The organism is Pseudomonas gorinensis (genome assembly GCF_042015035.1).
Taxonomy (GTDB): Bacteria; Pseudomonadota; Gammaproteobacteria; order Pseudomonadales; family Pseudomonadaceae; genus Aquipseudomonas; species Aquipseudomonas gorinensis.
Genome location: NZ_CP167125.1, coordinates 5,054,700 through 5,067,705, shown reverse-complemented (window position 1 = coordinate 5,067,705; position 13,006 = coordinate 5,054,700). Strand labels below are relative to the sequence as shown.

Here is a 13,006-nt window from a genome sequence, read left to right as displayed (position 1 = left end):
GGATGCGAATCGTTCTGCTGACGGGCTTCGAGCCCTTTGATCAAGACGCGATCAATCCATCCTGGGAGGCCGTGCGTCAGTTGGATGGCATGCCGTTGGGTGAAGATGTGCAAATTGTTGCGCGTCGTTTGCCCTGCGCCTTTGCCACTGCCGGCGAGTGCCTGGCCCAACTGATAGATGAGTTGCACCCAGCCCTGATCATCGCGACGGGCCTGGGGCCTGGGCGTGGCGAGATATCCATAGAGCGGGTGGCGATCAACCTGAATGACGCCCGTATTCCCGACAACCTGGGGGAGCAACCGATTGACACGGCTGTAGTGGTCGATGGGCCCGCAGCCTACTTCTCCACGTTGCCGATCAAGGCCATGGTCAAGGCCGTGCGCGAGGCGGGTATAGCAGCCTCAGTCTCGCAGACAGCGGGGACGTTCGTTTGCAACCAAGTGTTCTACCGTTTGCAGCACTCACTCGCAGGAACGGGTGTACGCAGTGGTTTCATTCACGTGCCGTACCTGCCGGAGCAGGTGGTTGTCTCGGGGCAGCCTTCAATGGCGTTGACCACGCTGGTCAAAGGGTTGCAGGTGGCTGTGCTGACGGCGTGGCAAACATCCGTGGATGTAACGGAAGCGGGCGGGCAGGTCAGCTGATCTGTCGGGTTGACTTCAGGTGGCAAGCAGTCGGGTAAGCCCGAAGGTGATCGCACAGGCCAGGCCTGTCATGGCGAACGCCGTTGCGACATACCATTTGATGAGATTCAGTTCAGTGGTTGCGAGGTCCGCCTTGGTAGCGAAATGCTTTTCCATGGAGTCTGCCCTGTTTGAAACGGTGAATAGCTTCTCTTTCATTTCAGCCAGCCTCTTTTCCAGTGAGCTCAATCGTTTTTCCACACCGGGACCTCCATCATTTCCTCCGCCCGCTCTGCCTTGAGTCGGGGTATTCAGCGTATTCGTCGAGCCAAATCGATACTGTTTTTTCTGCAAAGCCTGACACCTGTTTTAAATCGTGTGAGAGAGCGCTTGGGAGAAAAGAATAGTGGGAGTCAGAGCAGAGGGTGACCGACAAATTTTTGCAAAATACCACCGAGGTTCTGGCCCGCGACGCTCAGTGACCCCGTTGCGGAAAGAACAACTCAAAACACGTCACGCCGTCCTGGCTGCTGACGCTGTACCGGCCGCTATGCAACTGCATGATGGTTGCCACGATCGACAACCCTAGCCCATTGGACTGTGCCGACCGCTCCCGTGACTCATCCACCCGGTAGAACCGCTCGAACAGTCGCGGCAAATGTTCGGCAGCAATGGTGTCGCCCTGGTTGCTGACCCTCAGGTGGATGCCTTCGGCATTGGGAAGCGCCTGGATCAACAGATCGGAATCAGGAGCGCCATACTTGATGGCATTGGCGCACAGGTTGGCCAATGCGCGGCGCAGCAGCATCGGCTCGGCCCAGATCACGCCCGCGCCCTCGGCGATGATGTGCATATTTGCATCACTCGCCAATCCTTCGAAGTAATCAGCCATGCGTTCCACTTCGTCTGCTGCACTTAATTCCTGGCGCTGGCGCAATGCACTTGCCGGGTCGGTGCGGGCGAGGAATAACATGTTATCGAGCATGCGGGCCAGGCGTTCAAGCTCTTCTACATTAGACGCGAGCAACTGCTGGTAGCTTTCGACGTTGCGGCTCTGTTGCAAGGCGACCTGGGTTTCCCCCAGCAAGTTGTTGATCGGTGTACGTAGTTCGTGGGCCATGTCGGTGGATACCTGGCCCAGTTGCGTAAAGCCCTTGGCCAGGCGTTCAAGCATGGTATTGAACGAGTCGATCATCGGCAGCAACTCCTTGGGCGTGCCACGACTGTCGAGGCGTTCAGCCAGGTTGCCGACACCGATGCCCCGGGCATGCCGCGCCAGGCGTCGCAAGGGCAGCAGGCCACGGTGTACCAGCAGGTAGCCCACCAGGGCGAGGAAGATTGCCGCGATGCTGGCCAGGATATACACACTCAATCGGTAGCTGGCGAGCACGGCGGTGCGTTCAGTCATCAGGCGGCCGGTGGTGACTTGCAGGCTGCCCAGGTCGCCAGAGTCGATGGAGGCCGCAACGATGGCAAACGGTACGCCATCCACGCCGGGAAAATGGTGTACGTCAGTCAACGCCAGGGTATGGTTTTTCGGCACGGGGGGAACGGATGGCACCTCGATGTTGCCGGGGTTGACGACCAGCAGGGGTGTCTGGCCCGGCGCTGTGATGCTCAGCACCGACTCGCGATTGCCCAGCATGTTCTGGAACAGCTCCGGCTTGGTCTTGATCAGGTCCAGGGTGTTGCTGTCGTTGAGCAGGTTGCGCAACTGGTCGATACGGTAGATCAATGCGGCGTCGTCGCGCATGATCAGCTCACGCTCCAGCTCACGGTACAGCGCCACGCCCAGGGTGGCCAGCAGCACAAAGGCCAGCAAGGCGAAGATCAACGCCAGGCGCAAGGTCAAGGAGTAATGTCGATTTGGGCTCATGGCTGGGTATCGAAACGGTAGCCGATGCCCCGCACACTGTGGATCAGCTTGAGCTGGAACGGGTCATCGATTTTCAGGCGCAGGCGCCGCACGGCTACGTCCACCACATTGGTGTCGCTGTCGAAATTCATGTCCCAGACCCGCGAGGCAATCAACGAGCGGGACAACGGCTGGTCCTGATGCGTGGCGAACAGGTGCAGCAGGGCGAACTCTTTATTGGTCAGGGTGATGCGCGTACCGGCACGGGTGACACGGCGCTTGAGCACGTCGATGTGTAGGTCGGCGATGTTCAGGTGTTCTTCTTCGCGGCTCGGACCGCGTCGGGTCAAGGTGCGCAGGCGCGCGACCAGTTCGGCAAAGGAGAAAGGTTTGATCAGGTAGTCATCAGCCCCCAGTTCCAAGCCCTTGATGCGGTCGGCAATGTCATCGCGGGCGGTGAGGAACAGCACCGGCGTGTCGGCCTCCTTGCGCAAGCGCCGCAGCACTTCCCAGCCGTCCATTTTCGGCATCATCACGTCGAGTACGATCACATCGAATGGCGTTTCCAAGGCCTGGTGCAAGCCATCTACCCCGTCACGGGCGAGGCTTACGGAGTAGCCCAGCTCCTGCAGGCCGTTGAGCAGGTAATTGCCGGCCTTGGGCTCGTCTTCGACGACAAGGATGTTCATGGGAAGTGCCCTGGTTCAGTGCGTGGCGCAAGTGTAGCCCGATCAATTGTCATTGGCGCAGCCGATGCCTTGGACCTGATAGTCCAGCACATGTTCGCGGTCCTGGTGGTCCAGGTATTTGAGTTGTGCCGGGACGATTCCACATTGGCCGTAAGTGTCGGTACTCGACAGGACTTTGGCGACGTCCAGGTGTACGAAGAAGCCGGTTTTGTCGTGGATCACGTCCGTGGCAGCTGGAGTGTCGGCCGCGAATACCGAACCGGTGGCCAGTAAAGCGGCAAAACCAAGGGCAAACAGTTTCATGGAGGTATCTCTCGTTAAGGGCGGGTTGCCCGGTCGTTGGCAGTGAGTTCACAGTAACCAGGCGACACAAACAGCCAACCAACAGGATCATGACAAGTTCGTAATAAAAGGCTTAAGGCTGGCGGCCGGACGCTGCGAGGATCAGATCGGTGATTTCCTTGGCGTGGGATACCAGCGACAAGTGGCTCGACGGCAGCTCGATCGTGCTGGCGTTCATGCGCTTGGCGAGGAAGCGTTCGAGGTCCGGGTTGATGGTCTGGTCGTGGGTAGATACGGCGTACCAGGATGGTTTGGTGTGCCAGGCAGCATTCACGGTTCGGCCACTGAACAGCGTCTTGGCGATCGGTTGTTGCACGGCGTAAAGCTCCAGGGCCTTGGCACGTGGCACGTCGGCGGCGAAGTACTTGAGGAAGGCGTCCTGGCTCAGGGTGAGGTAGCCGTCGTGCTCTTCCACTCCGTTGCGCACGGGCAGCCACATACACCAATGCGCTGACCTTCGGGTTTACTCCCGAGTCGCTGACCACGCTGCCGGCGTAGGAATGGCCGACCAGTACGGTAGGGGCGGCTTGGAGTCGGGTGATCACTTCGGACCAGCTGGAGCCGTCAGCCCAGGAACCATGAAATCGCTGGAGTGCTTGTCCGCCGCGTTTACAACTGCAGAGCTGACCCGTAGATTGCAACGGGCTCATCATTTGTCACCGTCCAAGAGGAAGCCCAGCAGTGTCCATCCGCGTCTTTACCCGGCCTTACCGCGCCTTCCTGTTCGATATGGACGGGACCCTGCTCAACTCCATTGCTGCCGCCGAGCGGGTCTGGAGTATGTGGGCTGAACGTCACGGCTTGGACGTGAAGGCCTTCCTGACTACCATTCATGGCGCTCGGGCCATCGATACCATTACCCGCCAGGCGTTGCCTGGGGTTGATCCTGAGGTGGAGGCGCAATGGATTACCGAGGCGGAGTTGAATGATGTCGAAGGCGTCGTGGCGATTCCCGGTGCCGTTGAGTTTTTGAACCGTCTGCCTGGCGACCAATGGGCGCTGGTGACGTCTGCCCCCCGGGAGTTGGCGTTGCGCCGGCTACAAGCGGCCGGCATCACTCCGCCTGCGGTGCTGGTGACGGCTGAAGATGTGGCCAGTGGTAAGCCTGACCCTGCCTGTTATGTGCTGGGCGCACAGCGCCTGGGGGCGGCGGTACAGGACTGCCTGGTGTTCGAAGATGCGACGGTAGGTATTCGGGCAGGCGAGGCCGCTGGCGCGGATGTGATGGTCGTGACCTCGACTCACCTGACGACCATGCACACTGCGCATGCCACCACCGATGGGTATGAACACTTGCACGTCGAGCACGACGGTGGCGGTTTGCTGCGCTTGCGGCGCCTGGCAGGTTGATGCGAAAAAGCCGAGCCCGGTTTGGCGGTCTCGGTCCTATTCGCAGGATGTATGACCAGGCGGCACCTGTTGCAGTCGGCTGCTTCTCATGCCCTGGCGTGACAGCACCATTTCCCTGAGGATTTCATTGGCCAGGCGGGCAATCGCTTCAGTCCCGCGATAATGCGCGCGCACAATGCCGGTAATCGCGAAGTGGTCGGTTTCCGGGCCGCTGAGGATGGCGGAGAGGGTGCCGTCGGCATGCAACGTGCAATTGACCGTATAGCTGGGCAGACGGCTTGCCAGGGCAGATTCGATTTGGGATTTGCTGAGGGTGTCCATCTGCGTAAGCACCTTTCACTGATCGTGCAAGCCCAAGCATAGATCCTGTTGGAAGACTGTAAACACCGGTGATCTATTAGCGAAACTGCGACCTATCAACCCGCGTTTTTTGGGTGGGCGCGGTGGGTGGCTCGCTGGCACAACTTGCGCTGGATGGCCTTCTGGATCGGTTTGAGACAGAACATGAACAGGTAGCCGCACAAAAACAAAGCCAGATCCAGCCATGAAGGGGCGTCGGTGGCGTCTGTCCTTTCAATTTCGAACCTCAAACCATATTCCAGGCCGGCAAAGGCCAACCCGATCAGCACGGCGATCGCCCAGGAATAGGTGATAAAGCGTTGTGTTGAGGTGCGCCTCATCGGCGTGCTCCTGAGTGTGCTCAGATGTCGGCAGAGTGAGTCAGGAGTTTCGGCTGCGAATCGCGCGACAAGTTCCAGGGATGAAGACAGTTTCATCTGCCAATGCAGATGCAAGGGCAGTGCGCGGGACAAGAATAAGGCGCGAGCAGGTCTAGGCAGTTTTCGCCAGCCGTTACAGAGCGAAAAGGCTGGCTACTGGAGTGCTTCAAGGAGTCTGGTTTTTGTCCGGAGCTGTCAGGCCAGCCTGGATGCGCTGGTAGATCTCCTCGCGATGCACGGCAACGTCCTTGGGTGCGTTGATGCCGATTCGTACTTGCTGGCCGCTGACGCCCAGGATGGTGATCGTAATGTCATCACCGATGTTTATGCTTTCACCAACTTTGCGGGTGAGTATCAGCATGGACTTCTCCTTGATTACTTTTAAGGACACATGTTTCAGACAGGGCAGGTGTCGGATGTGTGTAGCTTACTGCTAAGCGCTTCCCTGTGACTGCCTCTTTTTAGGACGCATAGAGGCAACATTAATTCCCATGGCGGCATCATACAGGTCTGCGATACATCATTCGCATTGTTTAAGCCAACGTTTATGACGGCCAGAATAGACAGTGAATGATAAAGTTGCCTCTTTATCCTTTAAGGAGCAGGGCAGTGCGTAAAGTAGCGATGGCAATTGTGGCGTTGGCATTGGCCGGTTGCGGTGAAGGCAAACCTGTCGAAGCGCCCAAGGCCAAGCCTGCCGTGACTGAAAACCAGCCACAGACCGGCGCGATTGCTGCCCAGGAATGGGACGTTTGGGTAGGCCCGCCTGACCACAAGCTACAGGCGATCACCGACCTGACCGCGTGGTTGCTGGAGCATGGTTTCAATTTTTATATCGTGAAGGAAAACGGCAAGGACGAAGTGTACTTGGGGCCATTCGCAACCAAGGCCGATGCGGAAGCCAAGCAGGCCCTGCTCACGGAAAAGCTGGCCCGCGCCAAGAAAAACGACACCGAATCGCAGGTTGTCGAGCACAAGACTGCGCAGTAACCGGCAGGTAGGGCGAGAGCACGCCGAGTGCTCCCGCCCGCGTTCAACCGCAGGCCTTGAGGTTCACCGGGCCGACAAACTCATTTCCACGCCCCATCACACAGGCCACGGTCTGGTTGCGCTGACGCTCCCAATGCTGCACAGGGTAGGTCTTGTCCCAGGCTTCATAAAGTTGCCGGTCCTGTTTCGACAGGCGCAAGCCGTATTGTTTGCTCATATAGAAATACGTCCGGGCAATCATTCCGCGTATGGACGGGCGCGGCATCACCTTCTTGGCCTTGAAGTCGACCTGGGTCAAGCATGAGCCGTACTGCCCGCTTTGCACCGGCAGCCAGCCAAAACTGAAGTTGTTACGATCGCCGTTGACCTCACCGATACTCGGCACCAGGTTGTGCAGGTCCGCCTCGGCACGCTTGAACACCTCATCATGGCGTGTGCAGTTCTTGCGTCCGCCATTCTGCCAGCACTGGCGCTGGTGCCCGATCTGCCAGGCCGGAACAATGTGTTCCCATTCGATGCGTGCAGCGCGGCTGGCGTTTTTACGAGGGATATAACCGCAGGCTTTCAAGTCCACGCGGTTACCGGTGTATTTGCAGCCGCAGTAGAACTCAGTGGATTGTGGGGCGTAGAGTTTCCAGGCGATTTTTTTGGCTTCGCTGAACGTTCGGGGCGCTTGGGCATGGGCGGTGACGGCAAAAAACAAGCAAAGCACAGCAATAAAACGGACACTCATTGAATCAGTCTTCCTTCGGCACAACCCAGAAAATCTGCACGCCACCGTCGTCCCGATAGGCGAGGGTAACGTTGTCGTTTTCTGCGATCTCTTCAAGCAAACGCGCCCACTCGTCCTCCGGCTCATCCGGCAAACGGAAGATCAAGGCCGCCTTGTTTTTTTGGGCATTGGTCGAATTGATGACTTTTTGCACGCGAACGGCCAGGCGTTGATAGGCATCGGGCAGGGTTGGTGCTGCGGAAGAGGGCGTTGCCACGGAATATTCCTTAGTTAGCTGTACGTGCATACAGTATTTAACTGTAGGCAGTTTCGCAACTGCTTAAAGTTAAACAAGGCCGTCTGACAGTGATTTGGGATTTTTGTGTAGCGGCGGGGCGGGGGGCGAAGAGTTGTAGGGGCGGGCGTGCTCGCGAAAGACTTGAAGGCAATAGGTTAAGCCAGACGGACCGCGTCATCGTTAACCACTTTCGCGAGCAAGCTCGTCCCTACAGGGTATGGCTAGTAATCAGTATTCCCAGAACATCCGTTGCAGTTCCTTGCTGTCCTGGGTCTTGGTCAGTGCAACCATTGCCAGGATCCGCGCTTTCTGCGGGTTCAGGTCGTGGGCTGCGACCCAGTCATACTTGTCGTCAGGCTGTTCGGCATTGCGTAGTACGAAACCGCCGGCATTCACGTGGGACGAGCGAATGATTTGCACACCTTGCTTGCGCAGCTCCTGCAGGGCAGGAACAACCTTGGACGACACTGAGCCGTTGCCGGTACCGGCATAGATGATGGCTTTGGCGCCGGCCTGGGCCAGGGCCTTGGCGGCAGTGTCGCCTACGTTGCCGTAGCCGTAGGCGATTTCGACGTCGGGCAGGCTCTTGATGGTCTTGATATCGAATTCCGAATCCATGGTGTGACGCTTGGCCGGCAGGCGGAACCAGTAGGATTTACCCTCGACCACCATGCCCAGCGGACCCCATGGGCTCTTGAAGGCTTCGGTCTTGATGTTGACCATCTTGCTGACGTCGCGACCCGACTGGATCTCGTCATTCATGGTTACCAGCACGCCTTTGCCGCGGGCATCTTTGCTACCGGCAACGGCGACAGCGTTGTACAGGTTGAGCATGCCATCGGCTGACATGGCGGTGCCTGGACGCATGGAGCCGACGACCACGATAGGCTTGTCGGTTTTTTCCACCAGGTTCAGGAAGTAGGCGGTTTCCTCGAGGGTGTCGGTCCCGTGGGTGATCACGATGCCATCCACGTCCTTGCTGTCGGCCAGTTCGGCGACGCGGCGGCCCAGTTGCAGCAGGTTTTCGTTGTTGATGCTTTCCGATGCGATTTGCATCACTTGCTCGCCACGCACATTGGCAAGCTGGCTCAGTTCAGGAACACCGGCAATCAACTGCTCGATGCCGACCTTGGCTGCCTGGTAAGTAGCGCTGTTGGCCGTGCTGGCACCAGCGCCAGCAATGGTGCCACCGGTAGCGAGGATCACTACGTTGGAGAGTTTGGCCTTGGTTTCAACTTCCTTTGCCTGGGCGGCAACGGGGAACAGCAGCAGGAGGGCTAATGCGCCCGGAACAATGTTCTTCAATGCAGATTTCATTATTTTTCTCTCTGGTTTTTGATGAGTGCGGTAGCAAGTTCATCTAGAACACCCGGGCGGTTCTGAACGCCGCGAGGTGTTAGGGAAGAGCAGGATCTGTACCAGTCTGATTGTGGCCTTGTATATAAATTAAGCTATTGATTTAAAACGATTTATTTTCAATGTTTCGGGCCGGTCGGCTGGCCCGTTGTCCGGCTTTCCGAACAACAGAGTGGGTTCGCGTTCGGTTGTCCGAAAGCAGTGACGAACTCTCCGGACACTCTGCGCGACGGAGGCGTCATGGCCTGTCGTTTTAGAGAACGACTGGGCGCAGATGATGTTTACTGATCGGTGCGATCGAGCGGCAAGGCAGGGGATAGAGGGCCTGGATGAAAGGTTGTTTTCCAGCGTTGACAAATCTCGACAAGGTTCTCATAGTTTGAATAACGCAAACGTTTGCGAGATATTTCACGGGTGGCTCCCTGAGTCTCGTGAAAGCTCGTTTCAGCCACCCAGGTGGGAGGGCTGCCGAAGCGCTTTTCGGTGCAAGCGTTGCTCACAATAATCATAAGATCGGAGTGAACCCATGAAGCTGCCATTTGCTGGACGTCTTCTTGCTGTCGCTGTGCTTGCTGCCGCATCCGTCGCTTTACCGCTCTCCTCTGCATTCGCTGACGATACTGCCGCCAAACCCAAGGTCGGCCTGGTGATGAAGTCCCTTGCCAACGAGTTTTTCGTGACGATGCAGGAGGGGGCGAAAGATTACCAAAAGGCGCACTCCGCTGATTTCGACATGATCACCAACGGTATCAAGAACGAAACCGATACCAGCGCGCAGATCGATATCGTCAATCAAATGATCCTTGCCAAGGTCAACGCTATCGTCATCGCCCCAGCCGATTCCAAGGCGCTGGTCACCGTGCTGAAGAAAGCCTCCGACGCCGGTATCAAAGTCGTCAACATCGATAATCGATTGGACCCGGACGTACTGAAAAGCAAAAACCTCAATATCCCATTCGTAGGCCCCGACAACCGCAAAGGCTCCAAGCTGGTGGGCGACTACCTGGCCAAGAAACTGGCCTCGGGTGACAAGGTCGGCATCATTGAAGGTGTGCCGACCACTACCAATGCCCAGCAGCGCACCGCAGGCTTCAAGGATGCGATGGACGCTGCCGGTATGAAAATCGTCTCCACCCAATCCGGTAACTGGGAAATCGACCAGGGCCAGAAAGTGGCGTCTGCGATGTTGAGCGAATACCCGGACATCAAGGCTCTGCTGGCGGGTAATGACAATATGGCCTTGGGCGCAGTGTCTGCGGTACGTGCAGCAGGCAAGGCGGGGAAAGTGATGGTGGTGGGCTACGACAACATCGAGGCCATCAAGCCGATGCTGCAGGACGGCCGAGTCTTGGCGACTGCTGACCAGGCTGCCGCCCAGCAAGCCGTGTTCGGTATCCAGAATGCCCTGAAGCTGGTCAAGGGTGAAAAAGTCGACGCCAAAGACGGTGTGATCGAAACTCCGGTCGAACTCGTTACCAAGCAGTAATCCTGGCAGCACCAACAGCGTCCGCTCGTCCTGAGCGGGCGCCTGGAGATTTTCCTATGTCATCTTCCGCCCCGAACGCTGTCCTCTCGGTCAGCGGTATCGGCAAGACCTATGCCCAACCGGTTCTGTCCGACATCACCCTGACGCTCAATCGCGGGGAAGTGCTGGCGTTGACCGGTGAAAATGGCGCAGGCAAAAGTACCTTGTCGAAGATCATCGGCGGTTTGGTCACACCGACCACCGGGCATATGCAGTTCAATGGCGAGGACTTCCGTCCAGGCAGTCGCACCCAGGCCGAAGGGTTGGGCGTACGTATGGTCATGCAGGAACTCAACCTGCTGCCAACGCTGACCGTGGCCGAAAACCTGTTCCTGGACAACCTGCCCAGCCACTGTGGCTGGATCAGCCGCAAGCAACTGCGTAAAGCCGCGATCGACGCCATGGCTCAGGTCGGCCTGGATGCAATCGACCCTGACACCTTGGTTGGCAGCCTGGGCATCGGCCATCAACAAATGGTCGAAATCGCGCGCAACCTGATCGGCGACTGCCATGTGCTGATCCTCGACGAACCTACGGCCATGCTGACCGCCCGTGAAGTCGAGATGCTGTTTGAACAAATCACTCGCCTGCAGGCCCGGGGCGTGGCGATCATTTATATTTCGCACCGGCTCGAAGAGTTGGCCCGTGTAGCCCAGCGCATTGCGGTACTGCGTGACGGCAAGTTGGTCTGTGTCGAGCCGATGGCCAATTACAACAGTGAGCAACTGGTCACCTTGATGGTCGGTCGCGAGCTCGGCGAGCACATCGATCTGGGCCCGCGGACAATCGGCGGTCCCGCCTTGACGGTGAAAAACCTGACGCGTTCGGACAAGGTTCGTGATGTGTCCTTTGAAGTGCGTGCTGGCGAGATCTATGGCATCTCCGGCCTGATCGGCGCTGGTCGTACCGAGTTGCTACGCCTCATTTTCGGTGCCGACCTCGCCGACAGCGGCACCGTGGCGCTGGGCTCCCCAGCCCAGGTTGTCAGCATTCGTTCACCTGTGGACGCGGTAGGCCACGGCATTGCCCTGATCACCGAAGACCGTAAGGGCGAAGGCCTGCTGCTGACCCAGTCCATCAGCGCCAATATTGCCTTGGGCAACATGCCGGAAATTTCTGGCGGCGGTGTAGTGAATCGCCGCGATGAAACCGCCTTGGCCAAGCGCCAGATCGATGCCATGCGCATTCGCAGTTCCAGCCCGGCGCAGTTGGTGTCCGAGCTCTCCGGCGGCAACCAGCAAAAGGTGGTAATAGGCCGCTGGCTGGAGCGCGACTGCTCGGTGATGCTGTTCGATGAGCCGACCCGCGGTATCGATGTGGGGGCCAAGTTCGATATTTATGCCTTGCTCGGCGAGTTGACTCGCCAGGGTAAAGCGCTGGTGGTGGTGTCCAGTGACCTGCGTGAGCTGATGCTGATCTGCGACCGCATCGGCGTGCTGTCCGCCGGGCGCCTGATCGAGACCTTCGAACGTGACAGCTGGACCCAGGACGAATTGCTCGCCGCCGCGTTTGCCGGCTATCAGAAACGTGATGCGCTGCTCAATGACGCCGCGCTTAGGGATACCCCATGAAAACAACAATTTCCCCCGGTAAAGCAGGTGGCAACTTCTACGGCCTGGGCACCTACCTGGGGCTGGCAGGTGCGTTGCTGGCGATGATTGCGCTTTTTTCGGTGCTCAGTGATCACTTCCTGTCCTACGACACCTTCAGCACCCTGGCCAACCAGATTCCAGACCTGATGGTGCTGGCAGTGGGCATGACCTTCATCCTGATTATCGGCGGTATTGACCTGTCAGTGGGCTCGGTGCTGGCACTGGCGGCATCGGCCGTCAGCGTGGCGATTCTTGGCTGGGGTTGGAGCGTGTTGCCGGCAGCCTTGCTCGGCATGGGCTGCGCCGCATTGGCAGGCACGATTACGGGTTCGATCACGGTGGCCTGGCGCATTCCGTCGTTCATCGTGTCCCTTGGCGTGCTGGAAATGGCACGCGGTGTGGCGTACCAGATGACCGGCTCGCGCACCGCCTATATCGGTGATTCCTTCGCCTGGTTGTCCAACCCGATTGCCTTCGGCATTTCGCCGTCATTTATCATCGCCTTGCTGGTGATCATCGTTGCCCAACTGGTGTTGACCCGTACCGTGTTTGGTCGTTACCTGATCGGCATCGGCACCAACGAAGAAGCCGTGCGCCTGGCAGGGATCAATCCCAAGCCCTACAAGATCCTGGTGTTCAGCCTCATGGGCCTGCTGGCTGGCGTGGCGGCGTTGTTCCAGATATCACGCCTGGAAGCGGCAGACCCGAACGCCGGTTCCGGCCTGGAACTGCAAGTGATCGCTGCGGTGGTGATCGGCGGCACCAGCTTGATGGGTGGGCGCGGCTCGGTCATCAGTACGTTCTTTGGTGTGTTGATTATTTCGGTGCTGGCCGCTGGCTTGGCGCAGATCGGTGCCACGGAGCCCACCAAGCGCATCATCACCGGTGCTGTGATCGTGATTGCCGTGGTCCTCGATACCTACCGCAGCCAACGCGCCAGTCGGCGAGGCTGAGC

At 58.3% G+C, this 13,006-nt stretch carries 16 protein-coding genes and 1 pseudogene; 6 read left to right on the top strand and 11 right to left on the bottom strand.

Annotated elements, in window-relative coordinates; all coding sequences use genetic code 11:
• Positions 1–2: 2 nt before the first annotated feature.
• On the top strand, positions 3–644 hold the full coding sequence (gene pcp, locus AB7933_RS22910; protein WP_024076490.1) for a pyroglutamyl-peptidase I: 642 nt from the start codon (positions 3–5) through the stop codon (positions 642–644).
• A 15-nt stretch (positions 645–659) separates the two neighbouring features.
• Here pcp and AB7933_RS22905 read toward each other — a convergent pair whose 3' ends face one another.
• The 5 genes and pseudogenes from AB7933_RS22905 to AB7933_RS22885 form a co-directional block, all read right to left on the bottom strand.
• Positions 660–977 (bottom strand): hypothetical protein, encoded by a 318-nt coding sequence (locus AB7933_RS22905; protein WP_223817811.1) that lies wholly within the window; start codon positions 975–977, stop codon positions 660–662.
• 121 nt (positions 978–1,098) lie between these two features.
• Positions 1,099–2,499, bottom strand: a complete 1,401-nt coding sequence (locus tag AB7933_RS22900) for a heavy metal sensor histidine kinase (protein ID WP_024076488.1) — start codon at positions 2,497–2,499, stop codon at positions 1,099–1,101.
• Positions 2,496–3,167, bottom strand: a complete 672-nt coding sequence (locus tag AB7933_RS22895) for a heavy metal response regulator transcription factor (RefSeq protein WP_024076487.1) — start codon at positions 3,165–3,167, stop codon at positions 2,496–2,498. The genes AB7933_RS22900 and AB7933_RS22895 overlap by 4 nt, the downstream gene beginning before the upstream one ends.
• A gap of 42 nt (positions 3,168–3,209) precedes the next feature.
• On the bottom strand, positions 3,210–3,470 hold the full coding sequence (locus AB7933_RS22890) for a DUF2790 domain-containing protein (protein ID WP_041160981.1): 261 nt from the start codon (positions 3,468–3,470) through the stop codon (positions 3,210–3,212).
• Between the two features lie 112 nt (positions 3,471–3,582).
• Positions 3,583–4,090 (bottom strand): annotated as a pseudogene (locus AB7933_RS22885) (alpha/beta hydrolase); the annotation flags it as partial.
• A 100-nt stretch (positions 4,091–4,190) separates the two neighbouring features.
• Between AB7933_RS22885 and AB7933_RS22880 the strand changes: the two are divergent.
• Positions 4,191–4,859 (top strand): HAD-IA family hydrolase, encoded by a 669-nt coding sequence (locus AB7933_RS22880; protein ID WP_024076486.1) that lies wholly within the window; start codon positions 4,191–4,193, stop codon positions 4,857–4,859.
• A 36-nt stretch (positions 4,860–4,895) separates the two neighbouring features.
• Here AB7933_RS22880 and AB7933_RS22875 read toward each other — a convergent pair whose 3' ends face one another.
• The 3 genes from AB7933_RS22875 to csrA form a co-directional block, all read right to left on the bottom strand.
• Positions 4,896–5,180 carry a hypothetical protein gene (locus AB7933_RS22875; RefSeq protein ID WP_024076485.1) on the bottom strand — a complete coding sequence of 95 codons (285 nt, stop codon included), beginning with the start codon at positions 5,178–5,180 and terminating at the stop codon, positions 4,896–4,898.
• A 95-nt stretch (positions 5,181–5,275) separates the two neighbouring features.
• Positions 5,276–5,539, bottom strand: coding sequence for a hypothetical protein (locus AB7933_RS22870; RefSeq protein WP_024076484.1), 264 nt, complete (start codon positions 5,537–5,539; stop codon positions 5,276–5,278).
• Positions 5,540–5,744: 205 nt separating this feature from the next.
• Positions 5,745–5,939 carry a carbon storage regulator CsrA gene (gene csrA, locus AB7933_RS22865; RefSeq protein ID WP_003192511.1) on the bottom strand — a complete coding sequence of 65 codons (195 nt, stop codon included), beginning with the start codon at positions 5,937–5,939 and terminating at the stop codon, positions 5,745–5,747.
• Between the two features lie 263 nt (positions 5,940–6,202).
• Here csrA and AB7933_RS22860 point away from each other — a divergent pair, with 263 nt between their 5' ends.
• The gene (locus AB7933_RS22860) at positions 6,203–6,568 is read left to right on the top strand and encodes an SPOR domain-containing protein (RefSeq protein ID WP_041160980.1); all 366 of its coding nucleotides are present in this window, start codon (positions 6,203–6,205) and stop codon (positions 6,566–6,568) included.
• A gap of 43 nt (positions 6,569–6,611) precedes the next feature.
• Here AB7933_RS22860 and AB7933_RS22855 read toward each other — a convergent pair whose 3' ends face one another.
• The 3 genes from AB7933_RS22855 to AB7933_RS22845 all read right to left on the bottom strand — a co-directional run bounded on the left by AB7933_RS22855 (position 6,612) and on the right by AB7933_RS22845 (position 8,895).
• A complete protein-coding gene (locus AB7933_RS22855; RefSeq protein ID WP_024076482.1) occupies positions 6,612–7,301 on the bottom strand; it encodes an endonuclease in 690 nt (229 codons plus the stop codon).
• A 4-nt stretch (positions 7,302–7,305) separates the two neighbouring features.
• The gene (locus tag AB7933_RS22850; protein ID WP_024076481.1) at positions 7,306–7,557 is read right to left on the bottom strand and encodes a DUF1654 domain-containing protein; all 252 of its coding nucleotides are present in this window, start codon (positions 7,555–7,557) and stop codon (positions 7,306–7,308) included.
• 249 nt (positions 7,558–7,806) lie between these two features.
• A complete protein-coding gene (locus AB7933_RS22845) occupies positions 7,807–8,895 on the bottom strand; it encodes an asparaginase (protein WP_024076480.1) in 1,089 nt (362 codons plus the stop codon).
• 565 nt (positions 8,896–9,460) lie between these two features.
• On the opposite strand from AB7933_RS22845, the gene AB7933_RS22840 reads away from it, so the two are divergent.
• Genes AB7933_RS22840 through AB7933_RS22830 form a run of 3 tightly spaced genes read left to right on the top strand, consistent with a single transcriptional unit; the run spans position 9,461 to position 13,004 of the window.
• Positions 9,461–10,420 (top strand): sugar ABC transporter substrate-binding protein, encoded by a 960-nt coding sequence (locus tag AB7933_RS22840; RefSeq protein WP_024076479.1) that lies wholly within the window; start codon positions 9,461–9,463, stop codon positions 10,418–10,420.
• A 56-nt stretch (positions 10,421–10,476) separates the two neighbouring features.
• On the top strand, positions 10,477–12,030 hold the full coding sequence (locus tag AB7933_RS22835) for a sugar ABC transporter ATP-binding protein (RefSeq protein ID WP_024076478.1): 1,554 nt from the start codon (positions 10,477–10,479) through the stop codon (positions 12,028–12,030).
• Positions 12,027–13,004: an ABC transporter permease gene (locus tag AB7933_RS22830; RefSeq protein WP_024076477.1), complete on the top strand. Its 978-nt coding sequence runs from the start codon at positions 12,027–12,029 to the stop codon at positions 13,002–13,004. Before AB7933_RS22835 ends, AB7933_RS22830 begins: the two co-directional genes overlap by 4 nt.
• The last annotated feature ends 2 nt before the right edge of the window (positions 13,005–13,006 follow it).